This window comes from Fontimonas sp. SYSU GA230001, assembly GCF_040066175.1.
In the GTDB taxonomy this organism is placed as follows: domain Bacteria; phylum Pseudomonadota; class Gammaproteobacteria; order Nevskiales; family Nevskiaceae; genus Solimonas.
In genome coordinates this window covers 1-18,373 of record NZ_JBEAAM010000017.1, presented here as the reverse complement: position 1 = coordinate 18,373, position 18,373 = coordinate 1, and the positions used below count along the sequence as shown (strand labels likewise).

At 69.2% G+C, this 18,373-nt stretch carries 16 protein-coding genes; 2 read left to right on the top strand and 14 right to left on the bottom strand.

What is annotated here, in order from left to right:
* Positions 1-35 precede the first annotated feature (35 nt).
* Positions 36-1,808 (bottom strand): patatin-like phospholipase family protein, encoded by a 1,773-nt coding sequence (locus AAG565_RS10165; RefSeq protein ID WP_348819478.1) that lies wholly within the window; start codon positions 1,806-1,808, stop codon positions 36-38.
* 46 nt (positions 1,809-1,854) lie between these two features.
* Between AAG565_RS10165 and AAG565_RS10160 the strand changes: the two genes are divergently transcribed.
* Positions 1,855-3,669 (top strand): hypothetical protein, encoded by a 1,815-nt coding sequence (locus tag AAG565_RS10160; RefSeq protein ID WP_348819477.1) that lies wholly within the window; start codon positions 1,855-1,857, stop codon positions 3,667-3,669.
* A 67-nt stretch (positions 3,670-3,736) separates the two neighbouring features.
* Entirely contained in the window at positions 3,737-4,348 is a 612-nt protein-coding gene (locus tag AAG565_RS10155; protein ID WP_348819476.1) for a YdbL family protein, read from the top strand.
* A 32-nt stretch (positions 4,349-4,380) separates the two neighbouring features.
* Here AAG565_RS10155 and AAG565_RS10150 read toward each other — a convergent pair whose 3' ends face one another.
* The 13 genes from AAG565_RS10150 to AAG565_RS10090 form a co-directional block, all read right to left on the bottom strand.
* A complete protein-coding gene (locus tag AAG565_RS10150; RefSeq protein WP_348819475.1) occupies positions 4,381-5,676 on the bottom strand; it encodes an EAL domain-containing protein in 1,296 nt (431 codons plus the stop codon).
* 193 nt (positions 5,677-5,869) lie between these two features.
* The gene (locus tag AAG565_RS10145) at positions 5,870-7,801 is read right to left on the bottom strand and encodes a M2 family metallopeptidase (RefSeq protein ID WP_348819474.1); all 1,932 of its coding nucleotides are present in this window, start codon (positions 7,799-7,801) and stop codon (positions 5,870-5,872) included.
* 28 nt (positions 7,802-7,829) lie between these two features.
* Complete coding sequence (locus tag AAG565_RS10140; RefSeq protein WP_348819473.1) at positions 7,830-9,329, bottom strand: peptide MFS transporter; 1,500 nt, start codon at positions 9,327-9,329, stop codon at positions 7,830-7,832.
* Positions 9,330-9,440: 111 nt separating this feature from the next.
* Positions 9,441-9,983 (bottom strand): hypothetical protein, encoded by a 543-nt coding sequence (locus tag AAG565_RS10135; protein ID WP_348819472.1) that lies wholly within the window; start codon positions 9,981-9,983, stop codon positions 9,441-9,443.
* 14 nt (positions 9,984-9,997) lie between these two features.
* Entirely contained in the window at positions 9,998-11,236 is a 1,239-nt protein-coding gene (locus AAG565_RS10130; RefSeq protein WP_348819471.1) for a beta-ketoacyl-ACP synthase, read from the bottom strand.
* A 39-nt stretch (positions 11,237-11,275) separates the two neighbouring features.
* Positions 11,276-11,992, bottom strand: a complete 717-nt coding sequence (locus AAG565_RS10125; RefSeq protein WP_348819470.1) for a 3-ketoacyl-ACP reductase FabG2 — start codon at positions 11,990-11,992, stop codon at positions 11,276-11,278.
* Positions 11,989-12,459, bottom strand: a complete 471-nt coding sequence (locus tag AAG565_RS10120; protein WP_348819469.1) for a 3-hydroxylacyl-ACP dehydratase — start codon at positions 12,457-12,459, stop codon at positions 11,989-11,991. The genes AAG565_RS10125 and AAG565_RS10120 overlap by 4 nt, the downstream gene beginning before the upstream one ends.
* Positions 12,456-13,052 carry a DUF3261 domain-containing protein gene (locus tag AAG565_RS10115; protein WP_348819468.1) on the bottom strand — a complete coding sequence of 199 codons (597 nt, stop codon included), beginning with the start codon at positions 13,050-13,052 and terminating at the stop codon, positions 12,456-12,458. The genes AAG565_RS10120 and AAG565_RS10115 overlap by 4 nt, the downstream gene beginning before the upstream one ends.
* Positions 13,049-15,406, bottom strand: a complete 2,358-nt coding sequence (locus AAG565_RS10110) for an MMPL family transporter (protein WP_348819467.1) — start codon at positions 15,404-15,406, stop codon at positions 13,049-13,051. Before AAG565_RS10110 ends, AAG565_RS10115 begins: the two co-directional genes overlap by 4 nt.
* Entirely contained in the window at positions 15,403-16,047 is a 645-nt protein-coding gene (locus AAG565_RS10105) for an outer membrane lipoprotein carrier protein LolA (protein WP_348819466.1), read from the bottom strand. The genes AAG565_RS10110 and AAG565_RS10105 overlap by 4 nt, the downstream gene beginning before the upstream one ends.
* Positions 16,044-16,460 carry an acyl-CoA thioesterase gene (locus AAG565_RS10100; RefSeq protein WP_348819465.1) on the bottom strand — a complete coding sequence of 139 codons (417 nt, stop codon included), beginning with the start codon at positions 16,458-16,460 and terminating at the stop codon, positions 16,044-16,046. The genes AAG565_RS10105 and AAG565_RS10100 overlap by 4 nt, the downstream gene beginning before the upstream one ends.
* Positions 16,457-17,221, bottom strand: a complete 765-nt coding sequence (locus AAG565_RS10095) for a glycosyltransferase family 2 protein (protein WP_348819464.1) — start codon at positions 17,219-17,221, stop codon at positions 16,457-16,459. Before AAG565_RS10095 ends, AAG565_RS10100 begins: the two co-directional genes overlap by 4 nt.
* A 444-nt stretch (positions 17,222-17,665) precedes the next feature.
* Entirely contained in the window at positions 17,666-18,247 is a 582-nt protein-coding gene (locus AAG565_RS10090) for a hypothetical protein (protein WP_348819463.1), read from the bottom strand.
* Positions 18,248-18,373: the final 126 nt, after the last annotated feature.

Here is an 18,373-nt window from a genome sequence, read left to right as displayed (position 1 = left end):
GTTGATCAGCCCCGTGGCGCAGGCCGCGGGGTTGCTCACAGGCGCAGCTTGTCGCGCACCGGCTGCAGCTGTTCCAGGGCGTGGCGGTAGCCGCGCTCAACGACTTCGTCGAGCTTCTTCCAGTCGAACAGGCCGACACCGGTCACCGGCATGCGCAGATAGACGTCGGCGCGCGCCGCGCGCTGCGCCGTGCCGCTTTCGCTGGTCAGCGTCGCGGTGCGGAAGATGATCGAGAACAGGCGCGGCTTCTCGACATCCCCCTTCAGATTGAACAGCCCCTCGGGGTCGGGGCCCTCGATGCCGGGAGCGGCGATGCCGCCCTCGGTGCTGACGTCGGAGGCGATGATCGGCCCGCGTTCCAGACTCTGCATGACGTCGGTCGGCAGGCTGTTGACGACGGCGCCGTCGCACAGCAGCTCGCCGTGCCAGACCACCGGCGGGGCCACGCCGGGCACCGCCATGCTCGTCGCCACCCACAGATACACCGGGCCGCGGTCGTGCATCACCGCGCGGCCTCGGGTCAGGTTCGTGGAGATGCAGAAGAAGGGTTTGCGCAGATCCTCGATCTGGCGGTCGTCGAAGATCTCGTGCAGGCGGCGCACGAACTTGCGGCCGCGGATCAGCGCGACGCTCGGGAACAGGTAGTCGTTGAGCTGGTTGGTCTTGACGAAGGTCTCGCGGGCGATGTGCAGGATCTCGTTGTGGTCGTAGCCGCAGGCGACCAGCGCCGAGAAGAATGCGCCCATGCTGGTGCCGCCGGCGATATCGACCGGAATGTCGAGTTCGTGCAGCGCACGGATCAGTCCGATGTGCGCGAAGCCGCGCGCCCCGCCGCCGCCGAGCACCAGGCCGAGGCCACGGCCGGTCAGCTGGCGCGCGAGACTGGCGAAATCGCCGGCGTGGTCGCGGCGCACGAAGTAGTGCGCCTGGGCGCCGACGTGATCGCGCCAGTGCAGCACCGGACCGCCGGACTGCCCCTCGGGACGGATCACGATCACCTCGACCGGTGCCCGCGCACCGCAGCGGCGCAGTTCATCGACCATCGGCGTCACGGTCGCCGGCGCCGCGGCATCGACGACGAACAGGATGCGGTCGGCCTGACGCATGCAGCGCCGCGCCCACGGGTCGGCATGCGGGCCGGCCAGATACATCAGGGATTCGCGCTCGATCTCCGCGCGGTTGAGGAACTCGACGAGGCGGCGATTGGCCTCGCCGCTGTCCAGGCGCGCCTGCGACGTGCCGGGTCCGAGGGCCTGGTCCACGGTCTGCGCGTCGATCAGCATCGGCGCGCGCACCGCCGCGAGCGCCTCCACGAGCCGGCGCGCGACCATCGGCGCGTCGGCGTCCGGCGTCGCCGGGACGATGGCCAGGCAGCGCAGCCGGCGCTGGTGCTCCAGCCGCTGCGTGCGCTGATTCTGGCGCAGGCGCTGGATGATCACGCGCGTCATCTCGGCGAGCGCATCCGGGTGGCGCGTGACGACCTCGTACAGGTGCTTCGCCGGAATGCGGATCAGCAGGCTGTCGCGCACCGCATGCACCGCGGCGACGCGCGGTTCGCCGGACAGCGCGCCGATCTCGCCGATCGGTTCCAGGCGGCCGATGGTGCCGGCGATGGCGCCGTCGGGCAGCACCGCGCACAGACGCCCGGTGGCGACGATGTAGATGCTGTCGGGCGCGGTGCCGCGCTCGAACAAGGTCTTGCCGCTGGGGATCTCGACGATCTCCGCCTGTGCGGCGAGCGCATCGAGCGCGGCCGACGTCAGGCGCTGGAACAGCGGGCTTTCGGCAAGGACCGTACGCGGATTCATGCTGAGTGCCGAGTCTAGCTGCCATCATGTCGCCATGCGAACCTGCGTGGCGATCCTTCTGCTGTGCCTAGGCAACGGCGCTGCGGCGGTCGAGCGCATCGAGCTGAGCGCGCAGCGGATCGACGCGCCGGGCTGGAGTGCGACCGGCGTGCGCGTCGACTGGCGACCCGGCGGAGCCGCCATCGTCGAGGCGACGGTGCGGACACCGCGCGCTGCGATCCCCGCGCCCCTGCATGTGCGACTGCAGTGTCCGCGCCTGCCCAGCGCGGCGGCGCTCGCCTGCGACCGCCTCGCGCTGCGCGCCGCGGTGGCCGACCTCGGCACGCTCGACGCGCTGCTCGATGTGCAGATGCGCGACGCCGGACACTGGCGCGCCGATCTGCACCACGCCGACCTCGCGCTCGATTACAACGGCGCCGACGGGCGCATCGCCACCGAGGGGCTGCGCGTCGCGCTGCAGGGCAGCGCGAGCGCCGCCGGTGGCCTGCGCATGCTCGACTGGCGCATGCAGACCGGCGGCGGGCAGGCGTATGTGGAGCCGGCCTTCGCCGATTTCGGCACGCACCCGCTGCGGATCGACGGCCGTGTCGTCCTGCCCGCACGCGGTGCCGTCCGGCTGGAGCGCCTGGACATCGAACAGACCGGCGTCGGCACGCTGACGGCACGGGCCGAATTCGACGCGGAACGGCCGCTGGCCCGGCACCATGTCGAACTCGAGCTGGCGCTGCCGGACACGGCCGCCGCCGCCGGTCTGTATCTGCGGCCGCTGCTGGCAACGACGCCGCTGCACGATCTGGAGCTGGCGGGGTCGGTGACGCTGCGCGCGGCGCTCATCGATCGTGCCCCGCTGACCGCGGACCTCGAACTCGCTGCGGCCAGCGTCGCCGCGCCGGGTCCGGCGGTCGCGCTGCAGAATCTGCGCGGCACGCTGCACTGGCAGTATCAGACGCCCGGCCGGCCGTCGCAGCTGGAATGGGCCGGCGGCAGTGTCGGACGCATCCCGATCGGCGCGACGCGACTGGCGTTCATCGCGGCCGGCAGCGGCTTTGCGCTGATCGCGCCGGCACAGCTGCCGGTGCTCGACGGCGCTCTGGAGGTGAGCCGCTTCGCGCTGGACCGCATCGGCGACGACCAGATGAGCGCCGACGTGGACATGCGGCTGCGCCCGATCGACCTGCGCGCGCTGTGCCGCAGCCTCGGCTGGCCCGAGTTCACCGGCACGCTCGCCGGCAGCCTGCCCGGCCTGAAGCTGCGCGAGCGCCGCCTCGACATCGACGGCGTGCTCGAAGCCGCCGCCTTCGACGGCCGCATCGAGGTGCGCAACCTCAGCGTGATCGAGCCCTTCGGCGTACTGCCGCGCGTGAAGGCCGACGTGCGTCTGCGCCGGCTCGACCTCGCGCTGCTGACCGGCGCCTTCGACTTCGGCCGCATCACCGGCCGGCTCGACGGCGACTTCGACGGCCTGCGCCTGATCGGCTGGGAACCGGTGGCGATGGATGCGCGGCTGTACTCGTCGGCGCGCGACGACCGCCCGCGGCGCATCTCGCAGCGCGCGATCGACAACATCTCGTCGATCGGCGGCGGTCCCACCGGCCTGCTGTCGCGCGGCTTCTTCAGCCTGTTCGACGACTTCGCCTATGCGCGCATCGGCTGGCGCTGCGTGCTCGACAACGGCATCTGCCGCATGAGTGGCATCGGCCCGGCGCGGCAGGGAGACGGCTACGTGCTCGTGCAGGGCCGCAGCCTGCCGCGCATCGACGTCGTCGGCTACTCGAAGCAGGTCAGCTGGCCGGTGTTCCTCGCGCAGTTGCGCAGCATCGGCCGCAGCGGTCCGGCACAGGTCAGCAGCGAACTGCGTTGATCCGTTCACGGAAGGTACGTCGGCAGGCTCTATACTGGCCCTCCGATTCCGTGAAGCGGAGTGCGCGATGACCCTGTTCCGAACCGGCCTGCTCGCCGCCGTTTTCGCCGCGCTGGGCGCCTGCGTGACCATCAACGTCTATTTCCCGGCCGCCGCCGCCGAGAAGGCCGCCGACCGCATCATCGACGACGTCTGGGGGCGCGCCGAACCGGCGCCACCCGGGGCGGCGCCGGCGACCCCGGAACCGAGTTCTTCGCTCGGCAGTGCACTGCAGGCCGTCGCCCTGCGCACGCTCGATGCGCTGGTCCCGGCTGCGCAGGCCGCCGAGCCGAACCTCGACATCTCCTCGCCCGAGATCCTGCGCCTGAAGACGCTGATGGAACGCCGTTTCGGCGAACTCAAGCCGCTGATGGACGCCGGCACGGTCGGCCTGACGGCGGACGGCTACGTGACCGTGCGCGATCCGGCCGCCGTGCCGCTGGCCAGCCGCAACGCGGTGCGCACGCTCGTCGCCAACGAGAACAGCGACCGCGCCGCGCTGTACCGCGAGATCGCCAGCGCCAACGGCCAGCCGCAATGGGAGGCGCAGATCCGCGAGGTGTTCGCGGCACGCTGGATCGCCAAGGCGCAGCCGGGCTGGTGGTATCAGGACGCGACCGGCGCCTGGAAGCAGAAATAGCGCGAACGGCGACGATCGACGCGCTGCGCGCGTCAGCCGTTCTCCTCGGCCCAGCCGCGCAGTGCCAGTGCGCGCAGGCGCGCGCCGTTCTGCCGCCACCAGGCCGGCAGCTGGTCGGCCGGGAACGGGCGCGACAGGAAGTAGCCCTGCAGGATCTCGCAGCCCATCTGCGCCAGCGCCGCCGCGTGGGCGCTGGTCTCGACGCCCTCGGCGACCGCGTACAGCTCCAGCTCGCGCGCCAGTTCCAGGCTGGAGCGCAGGATGCTGCGCGCGTCGCGCTCGGTGAACATGCCGAGGACGAAGGAGCGATCGACCTTGAGTTCGTTGAATGGCATGCGCCGCAGCTGCTGGAAGGTCGAATGGCCGCAGCCGAAGTCGTCGATCGCCAGGCCGATGCCGCGCAGGCGCAGGCGCGTGAGCACGTCCAGCGCCTTCTGCGGATCGCGCAGGAAACCGGTTTCGGTGATTTCCATGGACAGCTGGTCCGGCCGCAGGTCAAGCCGCTCCAGCTGCGCGACGATGGTGTCGGGCAGCACGAGGTTCGACATCGACGCCACCGGGGCGTTGACCGAGATGTGCGTATCCAGACCGGCGCCGGCCCATTTCGCGCAGGCGAACAGCGACTTCTTCAGCACGACCTCGGTCAGTTCGTCGATCAGATCGTGCTGCTCGGCGAGGGCGACGAAGTACTCCGGGGACACCGGGCCGTGCTGCACGCTGATCCAGCGCGCCAGCGCCTCGACGCCGTGCAGCTCGCCGCTGCGCGCGTCGATCTGCGGCTGCACGAACACCTGGATCTCGTAGTCGGCGATCGCCTGCCGCAGCTCGGCCACGCTCGGTTCGGCCGCGACGCCGTTGCGGCGCGCGGCCGGAGCGCGGGCCTCGCGGCCGAGTTCGAGCAAGGCATCGCGCAGACGCTCACGCTCGACCGGCTTCTGCTGCACCGGCAGCACGCGCAGCCCGCGCTCGGCGGCGAGATCGCGCGCCGCCGCGAGCAGCTTGTGCCCCGACGAGCTGATGTACAGCACCGCCGCGCTGCTCTGGCGCGCCGCCACCAGCCGCATCAGCTGGATGCCGTCGAACTTGGGCATGCACAGGTCGGACACGATCAGATCGAAGGGCCCGCCCTCGTTGAGCAGACGCACCGTGTCGGGGCCGCCCGACGACGTGGATACCCTTTCGATGCCCAGGCTGCGCAGCTGGCCGGCGACCACCTTGCAGACGAAGTCGTCATCGTCGATCACCAGCGCCTGGCGCACGCGTTCGAGCACGGCACGGGGCAGTACGCCGGGGTCGTCGCCAAGGGTCTGTGCCGCGGGGCTGTTCATCCGTCCGATCCGGTGGGTGCCGCCACGATGCCCTCACCCGCCCATCGTGGATACCCGGGGGAGATATTAGGCCACAGGCGCCTGACGAATGGGATACGCTGCGGCGCGGCAAACGCACCGCATTCTCATGCGCCGAACGCCGCCGAGACGGGCGGTGCCATTGTCACCGCCCGTCTCGGCGCACGGCGCAGGATCAGGCCTTTTCGCCCGCCCAGCCGCAGGACAGGCCCTTGTTCTGCTCGGCCAGATAATCCATCAGCGGCGCGAAGTACTCGATCAGCGCGCTGCCGTCCATCTCGCGCGTACCGGTGAGCTTCTCCAGGGTCTCCTGCCACGGCCGGCTGGCGCCCTGCGCGAGCATGTCCATGAAGCGCTTGCCGGCCTCGGCGTTGCCGTAGATGTCGCACTCGTGCAGCGGCCCTTCGAAGCCGGCCGCATCACACAGCGCCTTCTGGAACTGGAACTGCAGGATGAAGGCGAGGAAGTAGCGCGTGTACGGCGTGTTGCCGGGGATGTGGTATTTCGCGCCCGGATCGAAGTCATCCTCGGTGCGCGCCAGCGGCGGGCTCACGCCCTGGTACTGCTCGCGCAGCTGCCACCAGCCGGCGTTGTAGTCCTGCGGCTTGATCTCGCCGGAGAACACCTTCCAGCGCCACTGATCGACCAGCTTGCCCCAGGGCAGGAACACGATCTTGTCGAGTGCCCACTTCATCTGCGCGTTGATCACCGCCTTCGGGTCGGGCTTCTGCGCCGGCACCAGGCCGATCTTGTGCAGATGCGCCGGCGTCAGCGACAGCGTGATGGTGTCGCCGATCGCCTCGTGGAAGCCGTCGTGTGCAGCGTTCTGGAACAGCGGCGGCAGCGGGTTGTACATCAGGTCGTAGAAGATGTGGCCCAGCTCGTGGTGGATCGTCGTCAGCTGGTCCTCGTCCGGCTCGATGCACTGCTTGATGCGCACGTCGCCCTGCATGTTCATGTCCCAGGCGCTGGCGTGGCAGACCACCTCGCGGTCGCGCGGCTTGACCAGCATCGACTTGTCCCAGAACGAGTCCGGCAGCCTGGGGAAGCCCAGTGAGGTATAGAAGTCCTCGGCGATCCGGGTCATGTTGACCGCCATCGCCGCGTCCGCCTGGTGCTCGATCTCCGCCAGATCGAGCGCGGTCGGCTTGCCCTTGAACTCGGCGACGCGCTTCTTGTACTCGGCGTCGCGGCGTTCCTTGAGCGCGGCAGTGACGTCGAGCGAACCCACGCCCTTGTACGGTTCGACCAACGGGTAGATGTTGCTCCACTGCTGCGCCCACATATTGCCGAGCAGATGCGCCGGGATCAGGCCGTCCTTGGACACGACCGCGTCGCCGAACTGGGCGTTGAGCTTGGCGCGCACATGGCAATGCAGCGCATCGTAGAGTGGCTTGACCTGCGTCCACAGGCGCTCGACCTCGGCGTCGAACTCGACCGGCGACATGTCGTAGCCGGCGCGCCACATCTCGCCGAGATTGGCGAAGCCGAGCTCGCGGGCGCCCTCGTTGCCGAGTTCGACGAAGCGCTGGTAGTCGGCGCGGATCGGCCTGGACGTCGCGTGCCAGCCGGCCCAGGCCTGCGCGCGCGCCTCGGGGCTCGCGCCCGGATCGTTGATGATCTTCTCGATCTCCGGCAGGCTCAGACACTGGCCCTCGGTCTTGCACCACTTGCCGGAACCGTAGTTGGCCTCCATCTTCGACAGGATCTTCGCCAGCTCGGCGCGCTTGGCCGGATCGCTGGGCGCGGGATTGGCGGTCGACAGCTTGAGCAGCAGCATGCCGCGCTCGGTGTCGGGCGCCGCCTCGACGCCATTGAAGCGCTTGGACTCCTGCACCTTGCGGCTCAGGTACTCCAGCCACTCCTCGTTGGCGCGCGACGCGATCATCTGCGTGTCATCGGTGATGTAGGTCGCCTGCGCCCATTGCGCCGCGTTCAGGTACGGCAGCAGCCTGCGGTAGTCGTCGTTGACGCCGGCGATGAAGGCGTCGGCCTCGGCGGCGGTCGGCGGCGCCGGCGTGGCGACGGGCACGGCCGGCGCCTCCTTCTTGCCGCAGGCACTCAGCAGCAGCGCCGCAGCGGCGGCGCCGGTCAGGGTCTTGCGCATGTCCATGTCCTCTTCGTGTCGTGGCGCGTCACTGCGCCGCGGAACCCATCAGCTTCTTGATCATGCCGCTGAACAGCAGCATCGCGATACCTGCACCGCCGCCGATCAGCGCCATCTGCAGGAACTGGCCCGGCATGTCCTCGACGCTGCCGGAGCCGACGTGGCCACCGATCAGTCCGGCGGCGAGATTGCCGACGGCGGCGCCGAGGAACCAGGTGCCCATCATCTGGCCGACGTAGCGCGGCGGCGACAGCTTGGTGACGTTGGACAGCCCCACCGGCGACAGGCACAGCTCGCCAGTGGTGTGCAGCAGATAGGTCAGCAGCAGCCAGGTCGGCGCGACCTTGCCGCCGCTCGACAGGATCAGCTCCGCGGCCCCCATGATGACGACGAAGCCCAGGCCGAGCTGCACCAGCCCCAGACCGAACTTGGCCGGCGCCGACGGATCGAGGTTGCGCCGGCCCAGCGTCACCCACAGCCAGGCGAAGAATGGCGACAGCAGGATGATCACCAGCGGGTTGATCGACTGATACCAGGACGCCGGATGCACGCCGTCCGGGAACCAGCCGCCCAGCAGCGAGCGGTCGGTGTAGTCGAGCGCGAACAGGTTGAAGGTGGTCGCCGCCTGCTCGAAGCCGGCCCAGAACAGCGCCGCGCACAGGAAGAAGATCGCGATCACCGCGACGCGGCCGCGCTCCTCGCGCGTGATGTCGGCGAAGAACAGCACGTAACCGAAGAACACGAAGGCGAGTGCGACCATGCCGCTGCCGACCAGCTGCGCGAGCTGGGTCACACCGACCGGAATCACGCCGGTGAACAGCAGCAGCACCAGCGCGATCACCGCGGCAGATGCACCGGCGAGCAGCTTCCAGCCCTTCGCGCGCTCGGCCTCGTCCGCGGCGTGCGGATGCAGGCCGGCATCGCCCAGATAGTTCTCGGTGAGCTTGTACTGGAGCAGGCCGATGCCCATGAACAGGCCGGCGCAGAAGAAGCCGCCGCGCCACGACCAGGCCTCGCCGATGGTGCCGGCGATCAGCGGCGCAATGAACGCACCGAGGTTGATGCCCATGTAGAAGATCGAGAACCCGGCGTCGCGGCGCGCGCCCGGCTGGCCCTTGTACAGTTCACCGACGATCGCCGAGATGTTCGGCTTGAGCAGGCCGACACCGACGACGATGATCGCCAGACCCAGGTAGAAAACGGGCGGACTGGCCGGGATCGCCAGCGTGAAATTGCCGAGCATGATCAGCACACCGCCCCAGAACACCGCCTTGCGCTGGCCGATCAGTCGGTCGGCGATCCAGCCGCCGGGCAGCGAGAACAGATAGACCGCGCCGGTGTACAGGCCGTAGATCGCGCCGGCCGACTCGCGCGGGATGCCGAAGCCGGCGTTCTCCGCCGTCACTGCCGCCGTCAGGAACAGGATCAGCAGCGCGCGCATTCCGTAATAGGTGAAGCGCTCGAAGAACTCGGTCATGAACAGCGTGGCGAGGCCACGCGGATGCCCGGCCCAGGTTTTCTCGGTCATCGTGATTCCGGTCGTGTGACGGCCGCGGCACTATGCCCGCGGCGCGCGCGCGGCCGCATGGGTGTATTCCCCCAGGCTGCGCACGCGCCGGGGACCGCCTCCGCGGCAGGCTCAGCGGATGCGCTTGATCTTGAGCAGCACGTAGGACATGTCGTACTTGAACGTGCTCGGCTCGACCTCGAACTCGACCTCGACCTCCTCGCCGACCTGGGGCACCCAGCCGACCGGATCGAACTCCGTGCGCTTGCGCGCATAGACGAAGCGCGCCTTCTTCGAACTGCCCTTGAGCGTGGCGATGACGCCGCTCTTGCCGCTCTCGACGACCTTGACCCGCATCGGGCTGACCATCTGCTTCGGGTCCACGCTGTTGGGGCCGAGCTTGACCAGCTTGACGCTGGACGCCACCAGCTTGCCCTTCTTCTCGAAGAACGTGACCTGCACCTGGTCGCCCTCGCCCGGGCGCCAGTCGTCCGGTTCATAGTTCGTGTCCTTCTTGCCGACCAGGTAGAGGCGTTCGAGGCCGCCGCCTTCCTTGAGGACGAACTTGCCGTAGCCCATCTCGCCGATGGTGCCCCTGGAGACGTTGTCCTGCGCCAGCGCGGCGAGCGGCAGCAGGAACAGCGCAACGAAAAACGGCCTCAACGAACGCAGCATGGAACGACTCCTTTCTACATCGTGCGACGGAAGATCAGCGACGTGTTGATGCCGCCGAAGGCGAAGTTGTTGTTGATGACGTGCTCGGTCTGCAGCGCACGACCGTTGCCGACGACGTAATCGAGTTCGCCGCAGCGCGGGTCGAGATTCCTCAGGTTCAGCGTCGGCGCGAACCAGCCGCGGTTCATCATCTCGATGACCCACCAGCTCTCGATCGCGCCGCAGGCGCCGAGCGTGTGGCCGAGGTGCCCTTTCCACGAGGCCGCCGGGATGGCGCGGCCGAAATAGCGGCGCGTCATGTTGGATTCGGCGATGTCACCCTGCTCGGTCGCGGTGCCGTGGCAGGACACGAAGCCGATGTCGCGCGGCGACAGGCCGGCGTCCTGGAACGCCAGCGTCATCGCGCCGCCCATCGTTTCCTGATTCGGGTGCGTCGCGTGGTCGCCGTCGGCGTTGGTGCCGTAACCGACGATCTCGGCGTAGATCTTCGCGCCGCGCGCCTTCGCATGCTCGTACTCCTCGAGCACCAGCGTGCACGCGCCCTCGCCGATCACCAGGCCGTCGCGGTCGCGGTCGAACGGTGCCGGCGTGGTCTTGGGCGCATCGTTCTTCAGGCTGGCCGAGAACAGCGTGTCGAACACCGCGGCCTCCGACGGACACAGTTCCTCGGCGCCGCCGGCGAGCATCATCGTCTGCATGCCGTACTTGATCGCCTCGTAGGCATAGCCGATGCCCTGGCTACCGGAGGTGCAGGCGCTGCAGGTGGGGATCACGCGGCCCTTGAGGCCGAAGTACAGACCGATGTTGACCGCGGCGGTGTGCGACATCATGCGCAGGTAGGTCGTCGCGTTGAAGCGGCCGAGCTTGCCCGACACCATCAGGCCGCCGAATTCGGTCACCGCGTCGGTGCTGCCGGTGCAGGAACCGTAGGACACACCCATCGCGCCGGTCCTGATCTCGGGATCATCCTTGAGCCCGGCGTTCTCCAGCGCCAGTTCGGACGCGCGCACCGCGAGCAGCGAGACGCGACCCATCGTGCGCGTGACCTTGCGCGTGTAGTGTGGCGGCAGCCTGAAATCCTTGACCGGCCCGCCCAGGCGCGTGCCGACCTCGGTGAAACGGTCCCACTCCGGCATCTTCTCGATGCCGCTGACGTTGTTGCGCAGACTGGTTTCGACGCTGTCCCAGTCCTGCCCGATGGCCGTGATGCCGGCCATGCCGGTGATGACGACCCGTTTCGTTCCTGCACCCATCCCGACACCCACCCCTTCCCCAAACCACGACCCCGAGAGTCAATACATGCCGCCGTTGATCGAGATCACCTGCCGCGTGATGTAGGCCGCGGCCTCCGACATCAGGAACGCGACCAGCGCGGCGACCTCGTCCGGCTCGCCCACCCGCCCCGTCGGCACCAGCTTCAATGCCTCGTCGAGCGGGACTTCGTCGATCATATCCGTCCTGATCAAACCCGGCGCGACGCAGTTCACGGTGATGCGCCGGCTGGCCAGCTCCACCGCCAGCGCCTTGGTCGCGCCGATGATACCGGCCTTGGCCGCCGAGTAATTGACCTGGCCGCGGTTGCCCATCAGGCCCGACACCGAGGCGAGCGTGACGATGCGGCCGGGTTTGCGCGTGCGGATCATCGGCATCACCAGCGGGTGCAGCACGTTGTAGAAGCCGTCGAGGTTGGTGCGCAGCACGCCGTCCCAGTCCGCGCCCGACAGCGCCGGGAAGGCACCGTCGCGGGCGATGCCGGCGTTGCAGACCACGCCGTAGTACGCGCCATGGGCCTCGATGTCGGCGGTGAGCGCGCTGCGCGCCTGCTCGCGGTCGGAGACGTCGAAGCGGATCACGCGCGCGGCGCGGCCCAGCGCCTCGACTTGCTGGCGCGTCGCGTCGGCGTCGCTGCGGCAGTGCAGCACGAGGTCGTAGCCGGCACGCGCCAGCCCGACGGCGATGGCCTGGCCGATGCCGCGGTTGGCGCCGGTGACCAGAACGGTCTGCGTCATGTCTTGCCCCCGTAGATGCGATCGAGAAAGTCGCGGATGTGCTCCGGCTGGTAGGCCTTGATCTGCGCCTGTGACCAGACGTCCCGTCCGTCGCCGAGCCGGCAGTCGTAGGCGCCGACGCCTTCGCCGTCGCGCACCAGCAGCTCGACCTGCACATGGACATGCTCGCCGTCGCGGAACCAGGCGTGGTCACACGCGTAGGCGCGTGTCCCCAGCAGCAGGCCGATCTCGACCGGCAGGCCGAGCTGCGTGCGCAGGTGGCCGGCGTGCACGCCGATGGTCTGCGCCATGTACTCGATGCCGACCCAGTTGGGCACGCCGCGGCCCGGTTCGAAGAAGCGCGAGCGCGGGTGGATGCGCACCCGGCAGGTCGCGCCTGCCTCGTCGAGCTGCAGGATGTCGTCGAGCAGCATCATGCCGGGGCCATGCGGCAGCAGCGTGGCGGGGGCTGGGAAAGGCGGTTTCATGGCAGGGGGCGGGAGGTGATGTCGAGGCTGTAGCCGTGTTCGAGATTCACCAGCCACAGCCGGCCGTTCCAGGGATCGTCGGTGGCCTGGTGCACCTCGGCGACCAGGCGCGGGCCGCGGTAGAGGCGGCGCAGGCCGGCGCGCGGCTCGGTCAGGCGCACGCCCTGCGGCAGCGCCGCCTGCAGGGTCGCCAGCGGCCAATAGGCGAGCTGGATGTCGGCGAGGATGTCCTGCGGCTGCAGTTCGCCGGGGGCGAACGGTGCGCGCTCCACGCGCACGCCGGCCGCGTCCTGTTCGAGCGTGAATACGCGCTGGCCCAGCGCGGTCAGGCCGATCACGCGCAGGCGCTCGGCGTTCACGTCGAGAATGCAGTGCAGCGCCGCCTCGCGCTCGGCGTAAGCCGCGTACAGCACCTGTTCGGCGCGGCGCGCGGCCCCGAGGCTGGAGGGCGGCAGGATCGGCAGGCCGCTGCGCGCGGCGTCCGGCGCGGGCGGCGCCGCGGCGCAAGCGGACAGCAGCGCGCCGGCGAGCAGCAGGCTCCCGAGCACGGCCCGGCGGCCGCGGGCCGCGCCGGCGAGTGCGCACCGCTTCATGCCGCCGCCCCCGCGCGCGGCGCGCTGGCGAGGATCGCCAGCAGCCAGGTCGAGGCCACGCCGGTCAGCACCGCCAGCCCGAGGCTGCGGATGAAGGGCGTGGCCGAGACCGACAGCATGCCGAAGGCGAGCAGCGTCGTCAGCGCCGCGACCGAGATGGCCAGCATCGGGATCGGCCGCAGCGCGCCGCCTTCACGCAGGAACACCCCGTAGTCCACGCCCAGGCCGAGCACCAGCAGCAGCGCGAGCACGGTGAACAGGTTGGCCGGAACGCCGAACCAGCCGTGCAGCGCGAGCGTCAACAGGCAACCGCCGAGCGGGGCGATCAGCTGCTGCAGTGCCTGGCGCGGCGCATAGCGCAGCATCAGCACCGCGGCGATCGCCAGCAGAGCGCCGCCCAGGCCGAGCAGCGCCACGTGCCGGTAGTGACGCAGCACCGTCGAGATGTCGGCGACACGGTCGATCAGGCGCACACCGGCCAGTCCGTCCGTGGCCGCGCGCAGCGCGTCGACGTCGCCGATGCCGTTGAGCGCCACCGCGCTGGCGACGCCGCGGCCGGTGTCGCCCAGCCACAGGCTGCGCAGGGCTGCCGACACCGGACTGGCGAGCCACGCCTCCAGCGTGAGCGTGCGGCCGGCGGCTTCGGCGAAGGCCGCACGCTGCCGCGCGACGACCGCGTCGGCGAAGCCCAGCTGCGCCAGCAGCCGCGGCAGTGCCGCGCCATCCGCATAGACCCGCTCGGCGAGCAGCGCGCGGTTCTGTGCCTGGCGCTGTGCGGACGGGACGACGCGCGACAGCGCCAGGTAGCCCCCGAGCACGTCGCGGCCGACCAGCGCATCGAGCCGGTCGCGCAGCGCTTCCTCGCGGCGCAGCAAGGTCTCGGTGTCGGCGCCCTCGACCAGGAAGAAGCGCGTGTCCATGCCGCCGCCGAGCCGCTCGCGCACGTGTGTCTCCTGTGCGAGCCGTTCGGGCGTCGATGACTGCAGCGCACGCACGTCATCGACGAACTCCAGCCGCCACAGTCCGACGCCGGTCGCCACGATCGCGAGCGCGAGCAGCGGATGGAGGACGCGGTCGGCCGGTCGTCGCAGGCGTGCCAGCGCGTGCATCGCACGGCCGAGCCGGACCGGCATCGGCCGGCCACCGTGGCCGGCGACGAGCGGAAACGCCAGCAGCACGGTGCAGCCAGCCATCAGCAGGCCGGCCACCGAGAACACCGCCATCTGCCGCAGGCCGGGAAACGGTGGCAGCAGGAACGCGAGGTAACCGAGGGCGGTGGTGGTCATGCCGATCAGGATCGCCGGACGGACATGCGCGAGGGCCGCCGCACCGCTCCAGTGCGGGGGATCGCGGAACTGGTCGGAGAAGAAGTGGATCGCATAATCGACGGCGACGCCGATCAGGCTCGACCCGAACACCAGCGCGAGCAGGTGGATCTGCCCGAACAGCGTGTGCACGACGACGATCGGCGCCAGTGCGGACAGACCCAGCACGATCGTCACCAGCAGCAGCGGGCGCAGCGAGCGGTAGCAGTACAGGAACACCGCGACGACGCCCAGCAGCGACAGGCTGCCGAACAGGCCGATCTCGCGCGTCGCGCGCTCGGTGTTGGCGATGGCGTGGCCGAGCACGCCGGACGGCGTCATCTGCGCGTCCGGCGCCGCGGCGTGCATCGCCTGCGCGGCGGCATCCAGCGCGGCCGCGGCGGCGCGCTGGGCGTCCACCGCGAACGGGCTGTCGCGCAGGGTCGCGGCGACCAGGACCGCGGGCTGGCCCGGGCCTTCGACCGCGAGCACGCCGTCGCGCAGCGTCAGGCGGCCATCGAGACGCCCCAGTCCGGCGAGAAAGTCGCCGTAGAAGTTGAACGGATCGTCGGCGAACGGCCGCAGGCGCAGCAGGCCGCCGGGTGTGTACAGGCCGCGCAGCGCGTCCTGCTCCAGCTCTGCGCTGCGTCCCTGCTGCAGCAGCGCGCGGTCGCGCGCGGACAGCAGGCCGTAACGGTACGGACCGAACAGGGCATCGGCCGCGACGAGATCGGTGTGCCGCTCGAACTCGACCGACTCGAAGGCGTCGCCGTGCGCGAGCGCGCGCGCGAACGCCGCGCCGGCCGCGCGCGCCGCGGCGAAGTCCGGCGCCTCGATCAGGAACACGTTGCGGCGTCCGGCCGCCACCCCGAAACGATCCAGCGCCTGGGCGACGACCGCGTCCGGGGCGGTGCGCGGCAGCATCGCGGTGATGTCGGACTCGATGCGCAGATGCGGACGCACGTGCACCACGAACACGGCGGCCAGCACGGCGACCAGCGTGAGCCAGGCCGCGAAGCGCAGGCGCAGCGAGGCGGTCGGCGCCGTCACGGCCGCGACGCGAAGCGGGCGCGGTCGGCGTCGGACAGCGCCACGGCGGACGCCTCGGTCGCCAACAGCTCGATGCGCGTGCGGTCGCCGCCGCGCTCGCGCAGCTCGACGTCGGCGACCATCGTGCCGCCGCGGATCTCGATCTCCTCGATCGCGCCGAGCGCCTGCAGCGGCCGCAGCCCCAGCGTCCACTGCCCATCCACGTGCGCCTCGGCATAGGGCCGGAACACGGCGGTGAGCGTGTCGAAATCCAGCGTGAACACGGCGAAGAACAGCTGCGCGATCGCGCGCACCGCCGGCTGGTGGGCCGCTTCGATGCGCTGCTCCGCGCCGCCATTGCGCTGCACCAGGGCATCGGGCGTGATCAGCAGCTCCGCCGGGAACGGCGTGACGGTGCGCCAGGCGATGCCCAGCGCGCGCGCGAACAGGAAGTCCCCCTCGGCCACCAGGGGCTGCGGCAGATCGGCGAGCTGCTTGGTCTGTCGATAGCGGCCGCGCAGGCTCTGCGCGTCCTTGAGCACGCCCGCCGCCGGTGCGAGCACGCGTGCCAGCAGCGCCGCGTCGGCCGGGTGCTCGAACACGTCGGCCGCCGCCGGGCGCGCGACGAGCAGCGCGACGAGCAGCACGAGCCGGCGTATCACGGGGCGAGTCCCAGCTTGTGCGCGAGGATCGCGGGCGAGACCAGCTGCATCTCGAACTCCGGCACCGTCACCGCGACCTGGATCGTATGGCCGCGGGCGAGCTTCTCGCCGCTGTCGGCGTCGCGCAGCTCGTAACCGATCTTCAGGCGGTGCTCCCACTCCTGCAGCGCCGCGCGCACCCGCAGTTTCTGGCCGAGACGGATCGCCTTGACGTAGCGCACATGCAGGTCGATCACCGGCCAGGCGTAGCCCGAGTCGCGCATCTGCTCGTAGCCGTAGTCGATGCCGTCCATCAGCGCACTGCGCGCGTGCTCGAAATAGCGCGCGTAGTGGCCGTGCCAGACCACGCCGAGCGGATCGCAGTCGTGGAACTGCACGGTCAGCGGCACCTCCGCGTGCGGCAGGCGGGTCACGGCCGCGGCTCCAGCGCCGGCCCGGGTCCGAACTTGCGCGCCAGCAGGCGCGGCAGCCGCCGCAGCATGCCGAAGAACAGGCGCGCGTGCATGCGCGAGATGCGCAGGTTGTCGCGCAGCACGTCGAAATGCGACACGCCGTCGGCCGGGTAGGTCACGCGTGTCGGCAGGGAGATCACGTCGATGCCTTCCCAGAACATCCGCACCATGATCTCGGTGTCGAAGTCCATGCGACGGCCGACCGGCTGCGTGCGCCAGACCTGCAGCGCCGCGTCCAGCGGATAGACGCGGAAACCGAGCATCGAATCGCGGATGCGGAAGGACAGCGTGTTGATCCACACCCAGACGTGCGTGACGTAGCGGCCGTACAGGCGCGAGCGCGGCACGCTGGCGTCGTACTGCGGGATGCCGGTGACCAGGGCCTGCGGCTGCGCGCGCGCCGCGTCGAGCAGGCGCGGGATGTCGGCGGCATCGTGCTGGCCGTCGGCGTCGATCTGCACGGCGTGGCTGAACCCCGTCGCCGACGCGGCTTCGAAGCCGGCCATCACCGCGGCGCCCTTGCCCTGGTTGGGCGTCAGGCGCACCAAGCGCACCCAATCGCGATGCTCCGCTGCGAGCCGGTCCAGTTCGCGTGCGCAGGCCGCATGGCTGCCGTCGTCGACCAGGAAGGTCGCCAAGCGATGCGGTACCAGAGAGGCGACCGTTGCCGCGATCGCGCCTTCGTGATCGAAGACCGGAACGACGATGCAGGGGTTGAACACGGGAAATGATCGACGCGGACGAGGAGGCAGTGAATTCTAAACCCTCGAGCTATTTGTCCTTGGGGTCGTGGGAGTTCTTCAGCGCATTTGCCCAAAATATAGGCAAGACGACGACCGTAACAAGAATCGCTGTCAGCACTGTCGCCGTTGTCTCATCAGTTCGATGCTCCTTGTATGTCACGCTCTCAATACTTCCAAGCGAATAGGACGCACGAGCCGTTACCAGATCCGAATCAGTCGCCTCCCGAAACTCGGCCTTGAGTCGTCGGCCGTCCTTCAGCAAGATTGAAATTCGGGCACCAGGGTGCAATCCATCCAACTGCTCCGTCCACGAAGATGGCTCAGAGCTCCCCATCCTGATGGTGTTGGAATGAACGCATGCTGCTTGCGAGAGTGCAACCAGTCCAACAAACGCCACGCGCAACCACCTTCGGAGCATGGGACTCAATCCATCTCAGCATGCGAACATAATTCAAACACCTTATAGCGCACGTTGTCGCTCTGATTTTCGACGTCCACAGTCACACGCACTCCGTCGAACGGAAACTGCGAATCCAGGAAAATGTATTCCACCTGATCGCCGGGCGACGCAATGTTTAAGGCATCCCCGTTTACGGTTTCAACAACTTCTCCACGCAACGTGGTCTGCACTGTAAGCATGGCAGTCGTCACGGTTGCCGGGCGCGCAATCAAGAAGCCTGGTTTCGACCCTGCGTCGTAGGTAGAACCAGGAGTCGAAGATGCCCCATCAAGCGTTGTCGTGTGGTGGGCTCCCGCAGAGACTGTGACTTCAGCCAAGCTGCCTAGATCACCATCGAAAATAGCGTCCGGATTAGCCATTGAACAGCAGCCGGCTGGAACTTCGACGGCACGGTAGGAAAAACTTTCAGTCGCAAAGCTATCGCATGCCAATGCAATAGATTGACTATCTCTGCCTTCGGAGCATGCGCCTGCTAGGGCGGAGGACATCAACAGGGCAATGCGGAACGCCTTACTCTTGTCTATGGTCCTCGTAGAATCCGTCACGGGGCAACTCCGGAAAGCGCATGGTTCTAAGGAACGTCTGAACAAGTCGCGTGGATGATGGTCTGATCGCCGACGCTGAGACAAGAGACTCGTGATGAAGCAGTTGAGCTTCGGGGACGCGGAGTA

Coding starts and splice junctions, on each gene's coding strand:
- AAG565_RS10115 (WP_348819468.1), bottom strand. CDS start 13,052: ATGAAGCGGTGCGCACTCGCCGGCGCGGCCCGCGGCCGCCGGGCCGTG.
- AAG565_RS10120 (WP_348819469.1), bottom strand. CDS start 12,459: ATGAAACCGCCTTTCCCAGCCCCCGCCACGCTGCTGCCGCATGGCCCC.
- AAG565_RS10150 (WP_348819475.1), bottom strand. CDS start 5,676: ATGAACAGCCCCGCGGCACAGACCCTTGGCGACGACCCCGGCGTACTG.
- AAG565_RS10155 (WP_348819476.1), top strand. CDS start 3,737: ATGACCCTGTTCCGAACCGGCCTGCTCGCCGCCGTTTTCGCCGCGCTG.
- AAG565_RS10130 (WP_348819471.1), bottom strand. CDS start 11,236: ATGGGTGCAGGAACGAAACGGGTCGTCATCACCGGCATGGCCGGCATC.
- AAG565_RS10135 (WP_348819472.1), bottom strand. CDS start 9,983: ATGCTGCGTTCGTTGAGGCCGTTTTTCGTTGCGCTGTTCCTGCTGCCG.
- AAG565_RS10145 (WP_348819474.1), bottom strand. CDS start 7,801: ATGCGCAAGACCCTGACCGGCGCCGCCGCTGCGGCGCTGCTGCTGAGT.
- AAG565_RS10125 (WP_348819470.1), bottom strand. CDS start 11,992: ATGACGCAGACCGTTCTGGTCACCGGCGCCAACCGCGGCATCGGCCAG.
- AAG565_RS10140 (WP_348819473.1), bottom strand. CDS start 9,329: ATGACCGAGAAAACCTGGGCCGGGCATCCGCGTGGCCTCGCCACGCTG.
- AAG565_RS10165 (WP_348819478.1), bottom strand. CDS start 1,808: ATGAATCCGCGTACGGTCCTTGCCGAAAGCCCGCTGTTCCAGCGCCTG.